At 59.2% G+C, this 5276-nt stretch carries 5 protein-coding genes; 1 reads left to right on the top strand and 4 read right to left on the bottom strand.

All coding sequences use genetic code 11. From position 1 onward, the window contains the following. The 4 genes from GEU01_RS19315 to GEU01_RS23395 form a co-directional block, all read right to left on the bottom strand. Positions 1 to 496: IS4/Tn5 family transposase DNA-binding protein (locus GEU01_RS19315; protein WP_198284503.1), on the bottom strand; the 496-nt coding region annotated here is incomplete at its 3' end. 43 nt (positions 497 to 539) lie between these two features. Next, the gene (locus GEU01_RS19310; RefSeq protein WP_019087370.1) at positions 540 to 1493 is read right to left on the bottom strand and encodes a ribokinase; all 954 of its coding nucleotides are present in this window, start codon (positions 1491 to 1493) and stop codon (positions 540 to 542) included. Positions 1494 to 1612: 119 nt separating this feature from the next. Continuing rightward, a complete protein-coding gene (locus tag GEU01_RS19305) occupies positions 1613 to 2464 on the bottom strand; it encodes a 23S rRNA (adenine(2030)-N(6))-methyltransferase RlmJ (RefSeq protein WP_026018889.1) in 852 nt (283 codons plus the stop codon). Between the two features lie 191 nt (positions 2465 to 2655). Continuing rightward, complete coding sequence (locus GEU01_RS23395) at positions 2656 to 3885, bottom strand: putative bifunctional diguanylate cyclase/phosphodiesterase (protein ID WP_232272633.1); 1230 nt, start codon at positions 3883 to 3885, stop codon at positions 2656 to 2658. An 18-nt stretch (positions 3886 to 3903) separates the two neighbouring features. Between GEU01_RS23395 and GEU01_RS19295 the strand changes: the two genes are divergently transcribed. Next, complete coding sequence (locus GEU01_RS19295) at positions 3904 to 4935, top strand: IS110 family RNA-guided transposase (RefSeq protein ID WP_026018748.1); 1032 nt, start codon at positions 3904 to 3906, stop codon at positions 4933 to 4935. Positions 4936 to 5276 lie beyond the last annotated feature (341 nt).

Here is a 5276-nt window from a genome sequence, read left to right as displayed (position 1 = left end):
TTTTTTCCCTGCCTCCCGTAGAGACCTTGGTAAACCCGATCTTTTCGGGAGATGCTCGGGTGAAGGAAAACTCCGTTGTATCCTGCAGGATCAGGACTGGCCCTGCAGTCGCATCGAAACGCTGGGCGGTAGCAGAAAAATGCCCTTCAAGGATTTTGTCTTCGCTTACATTTGCATTTGCAAAAAATCTATATGCTGCCTTGGTCGCAGACCAATCCTGAAATGCCGTCGGGAGAGACTTGCCCGGTCGTTCAGCAAGTGCCGCGAGCATCGTGCCCAGACGCCTGTTCAGGCGCTCGTCGCCAAGGTCAGATCCGGATATTTCCTGTATGACCCAATCCTGTACCATTCTCACACCCCGCCTGCATAAAGGTGACAGAAAAGGAATCACAACAGATTCATCTGCATCAAGCACAAAATTCAAGAACAGCAGATTTGTGGGTAACTGCAAGATCCAGCCGGGGTTTACGACATTCCCTTTTTCACCCGTTTGCACGGGACCGTTGACTTGTGACCCGGACTATAGCGTTTACAGTCCATTAGGCAAGATCAGCCGGGGGTTGCCGGTCCAGCAGGGCTGCGACTTCCTTCCCGTCCGGTGCGGCCTGTGCGGCGCCGGGACGGGTGGTGGCCAGCGCGCCACAGGCGGCGGCGAAGCGCACGGCTTCCCCAATTGCCGCCCCGCGCGCCAGTGCGCAGGCCAGCCCTGCATTGAAACAGTCCCCCGCCGCCACCGTGTCAACAGCCCGGACATGGAAGGGCGGGACGAACCCCTGTCCATCCGGTGCGGAATACGCCACGCCGCGATGCCCCAGCTTGATGATGGCCGTGCGTACGCCGCGTGCGTGCAGGATGCGGGCCGCCTGCAGGGCGGTTGTTTCATCGGTGGGTTCGATACCCGTCAGGTCACGGGTCTCGCGTTCGTTGGGGGTCAGGATGTCCGCCAGCGCGTACAGGTCTTCCGGCAGGCCGCCTGCCGGGACCGGTGCGGGGTCCAGCATGACGGGAATGGCGCGCGCACGGGCCTGCCGGGCCATTTCCAGCATCAGTGCGGGGGGCATTTCCATCTGCATCATCACCAGTATGGCGTGATCCAGGGCAGGGACGAGCCGGGACGCGGCTTCCGCCCCGTGGCGCATGTTTGCCCCGCCATCGACAAGGATCTGGTTTTCGCCCGCATGGTCGATGGTGATGAAGGCCCGGCCGGTGCCTGCCGCCGGGTCTTCCATAAGCCAGCGTGTATTGACCCTGGCCTGTTCCAGCGTGGTGCGCGCCATGTCTGCCAGCATGTCACGACCGGTCCAGCCCGCAAGCGCCACCTCCTGCCCCAGCCTTGCCACCGCGATCGCCTGATTGGCCCCCTTGCCCCCCAGCCCGGTGGTGGAGGAATGGACATGCAGCGTTTCACCCGGCTGTGCAAAACGCGCGACATGCACGACAAAATCGATATTGGTGCTGCCAATGACGGCAATATGGGGCTGTGGCGTCGGCACTGATAAAATCCTGAACAGTGGAAATGAACACGCAATGGTCATTTTACCACTTCAGTCCGTAACCATACAGGTACGCAGCCTGCTTGTGCCATGCCCTTCCGTGTATCAGAAGTTTTTGGTTATTCAGGTACAATCCATTCCACGTTTGCCTGTGTCCCATCATCCCCCAGATGCAGGCACAACGTGGTCAGGATGGCGCGCGCGGTCTGTTCAAACCGGAACGGCGGGTTTGCGATCAGCAGGCCGCTGCCATTCAGCCGTGTCGGGTCCAGTGGTGGCCGCAGGGTCAGTTCAAGCGCCAGCAGGTTGCGCTGTCCCGCATCCTTCAGTGCATTGTGGAAGGCATGCGTGGGCGCGCGGTGCTTGATGGGATACCATGCGGCGATGACGCCCGTGCCAAAACGCTGGCGGGCCGTGATGATGGCTTTTGCCAGGGCATGGAATTCATCTTTCTGCTCGAAAGGTGGATCCATGAGCACCAGCCCGCGCTTCGCCTGTTTTGGCGGCAGCAGGCCGGTAATGGCTTCATATCCGTTGCGACCATGGATGGATACGGCGGGATTATGCCGGAACAGGCGGCGCAGGCTGCGCTGGTCCTCGGGGTGCAGTTCGCAGCATGTCAGCGTATCGCCCGGTCGCAGCATGCTTGCTACAATGGCGGGGGAGCCGGGATAGAACAGCCGTCCTTCATGCGCGGCGATCGTGGCGCGCACGATCTCCAGCCATTCCCCGATACACGGCGGTGCGGCAGGATCGGCTGGCGCGTCCAGCAGGCGACCGATACCGTCACGCCATTCCCCCGTTGACTGCGCTTCGCGCCCCGACAGGTCATACAGGCCGATACCGGCATGGGTATCGAGGACGGAGAAAGGCGCGGGCTTGCGGCGCAGCGCGTCAATCAGCGCCACCAGCACGACATGTTTCATGACATCGGCAAAATTGCCGGCGTGATAGCTGTGTCTGTAATTCAAGGTCTGGCCGTCCCACGGATTGCATGCCCCATGAACGGGGTCCGCAGGACTGTTAATGGATCGTGCGGTCTTTTTCCATGCCGGTCCGTGGATTGCCGTGTAGTCACGGAGCGGCATGGTGCGGGCGCAGGGCGATGCAGGCGGTCATCCTGCCTGCCGGCATCGTGCCGCCCATGCCGCCATGGGGTGCGTCAGGCGACCGGGACGGCTTCGGCCCTGCGTTCCCTGATCCATGCATCAAGGGATGCGGTGTTCATCGGCCGGCCAAAGTAATAACCCTGTATGACATCGCAATCGATATCGCGCAGCTGGGCGCATTGCGCGGCTTCTTCCACGCCTTCGGCAATGACGGTCATGCCCAGCGTGTGCCCGATGCGGATGATGGCGGTCACCACCTGACGCACATTGCCGGTGCTGCCGAAGCCGTTCATGAAGCTGCGGTCGATCTTGACCTCGCTTATGGGCAGGCTGGCCAGGTTGGACAGGCTGGAATAGCCGGTACCGAAATCATCCATCGACAGCCCGATGCCAAGGTTGCGGATGGCGGTCGCGGTGTTCACCGTCTGGTCGAAATTCTCGATCATGGCGGTTTCGGTCAGTTCAACGATCAGCCGTTCCGGCGGCACGCCGGTCTGGTGCAGGATGGTCGCCAGCTGCGATACCAGATCGGGGTCCTGAAACTGGATGGCGGACAGGTTGACCGATACGGTCGGCACGGGAATGTCGTGTGCGATCCATTCGGCCATCTGTTCGCATGCGACCCGTAGCGACCATACGCCAAGGGCGCGGATCTGCCCGGTTTCCTCGGCCACGGGAATGAACCGCCCTGGCGACACCATGCCCAGAACCGGGTCATCCCAGCGCGACAGGGCTTCCACGCCATGCAGTTCGCCCGTATGCAGGTTGACCTGTGGCTGGTAAACCAGTGTCAGGCGGTTGTCGGCTATGGCTTCACGCAGGGCGGAGGCCAGGATGACATGGTCATCCGCCTGCCGGTTCATGGATGGGTGGAAAAAGCGGTAACAGCATCGTCCCGCTTTCTTGGCCTGCGCCAGCGCGGTGTAGGCCTGGCGCAGGGACTCTTCCACATCGTGCCCCTCACCGTGGTGGGTGCTTATGCCGATGCTGCCGGAAATGCTGACGGGAATGCCATCAACGGTAAACGGCTCTTCAAGGTTATGGATGATCCGTTCGGCCAGAAGGGTGACATCGGGCGCGTTTTCTTCCGTCAGGACAACGAATTCATCGCCTTCTGTGCGCACCAGCACATCGCGCCCCACCATGCCGTTGCGCAGGCGGGTGGCCAGTTCCAGCAGAAGCTGGTCAGCACGGCCCTGTCCCAGCGCCTGCACGATCTTGCGAGATGGGGTGGACGGCCTCCCTGCGGCATCAATGTGCCATGATGGAGGTTCACTGACCATCAGGAGGAGACCGCCCGTATGAAAGCTAGCATAATTGGCCTTGATATTGCCAAATCCGTTTTTCAGGCTCATGGGGCTGACGCAAATGGAAAGTGCGTTTTCAAGCGCAAGCTTGGTCGCAGTGAAGTTTCAGCATTTTTTGCAAAACTTGACCCATGTGAAGTTGTTCTGGAAGCCTGCGGGTCAGCTCATTACTGGGCACGGGTGATCAGCAGGATTGGTCATGATGTCAGACTGGTTCCTCCTGATCGGGTCAAATCATTTGTCAAAAAAGGCAAGAAAAACGACGCTGTTGATGCGGCTGCGATCTGCATGGCGGCGTCTCATCCTGATACGATGTGTGTTCCGATCAAGAGCGAAGAGCAGCAAGGTATCTTGTCACTGCATTCTACCCGCGCTCTTCTGGTCAAACAGCAGACCATGCTGAGTAATGCGTTACGGGCTCTTGCTTCCGAGTTCGGGCTGATAGCCCCTCTGGGCACACGCCATCTGCCAGAACTGATGGCAAAAATAGAGACATCAGCCGACCTGCCTGCTGCCATGAAGCAGAGTGCCATGTTGTTATTTGATCATTATGAAAAGGTCGCTCAGAGCATTGATACTTTGGAAGTGCAGATCCGGGCGCGTGCAAAAAGCGATGAGGATGCGCGTCGATTGATGACCATCCCTGGGGTCGGTCCCATAACGGCTTCTCTGATTGTCGCCTCGGTCGCGGATATTGGCTCCTTCGCCTCTGCGCGCCATTTTGCCGCCTGGCTTGGGCTTGTGCCTCGTCAGCATTCTACCGGCGGTAAAACCCGTCTGGGCAGGATTACCAAAACGGGCAACCGGCAGATAAGAACGTTGCTGGTTCTTGGTGCGACGGCCATGCTTCATCGTGCCCATAAGTGGGATAGCGCTGCGGGTCAGTGGCTATGCGAACTCATGGCGCGTCGTCCAAGGCGTCTGGCAACAGTTGCACTTGCCAATAAAATGGCTCGTATCATCTGGGCGTTGTTGTCACGTAAAGAGATCTATCGTCCGGCTGGTGTCAGTGTTTCAGCAGGCTGACCTGCACCAGCAGAACGATGGACACCGGAGCTTGCTCCGGTAGATCCGGCAGTATGTACGAACCGACGTGATGGGAAGACTGTCATTCAGCAACAGTTCAGGCCATACCGTTCGACCGTCTGTGCCCCTGAGCACGCGATACGAGATTGGTGCCTGACACGTGAGCGCACACCCATGATGGCCAGCGCATAAAGTCGCATAAACAGGCCGGACATAAGAGCGCATCTGACCGGGTCTTCGCGTTAAATCGGTATTCATCATCCAGCCGGTAGAATAATACGTTTTGGAAATGACATCGGGAGAACAATATGAGGTATTGCGCTTAAACGGCCGTCCACATA

Origin of the sequence: Komagataeibacter europaeus LMG 18890 (genome assembly GCF_000285295.1) — a bacterium.
GTDB classification, from domain to species: domain Bacteria; phylum Pseudomonadota; class Alphaproteobacteria; order Acetobacterales; family Acetobacteraceae; genus Komagataeibacter; species Komagataeibacter europaeus.
Note: the sequence above shows the minus strand (reverse complement) of the source record. Positions and strands in the feature narration are given on the sequence as shown.

What these genes read in the sequence shown, in the direction of transcription:
- GEU01_RS19295 (WP_026018748.1), top strand. Translation starts at nt 3,904, where the DNA reads ATGAAAGCTAGCATAATTGGCCTTGATATTGCCAAATCCGTTTTTCAG.
- GEU01_RS23395 (WP_232272633.1), bottom strand. Translation starts at nt 3,885, where the DNA reads ATGGTCAGTGAACCTCCATCATGGCACATTGATGCCGCAGGGAGGCCG.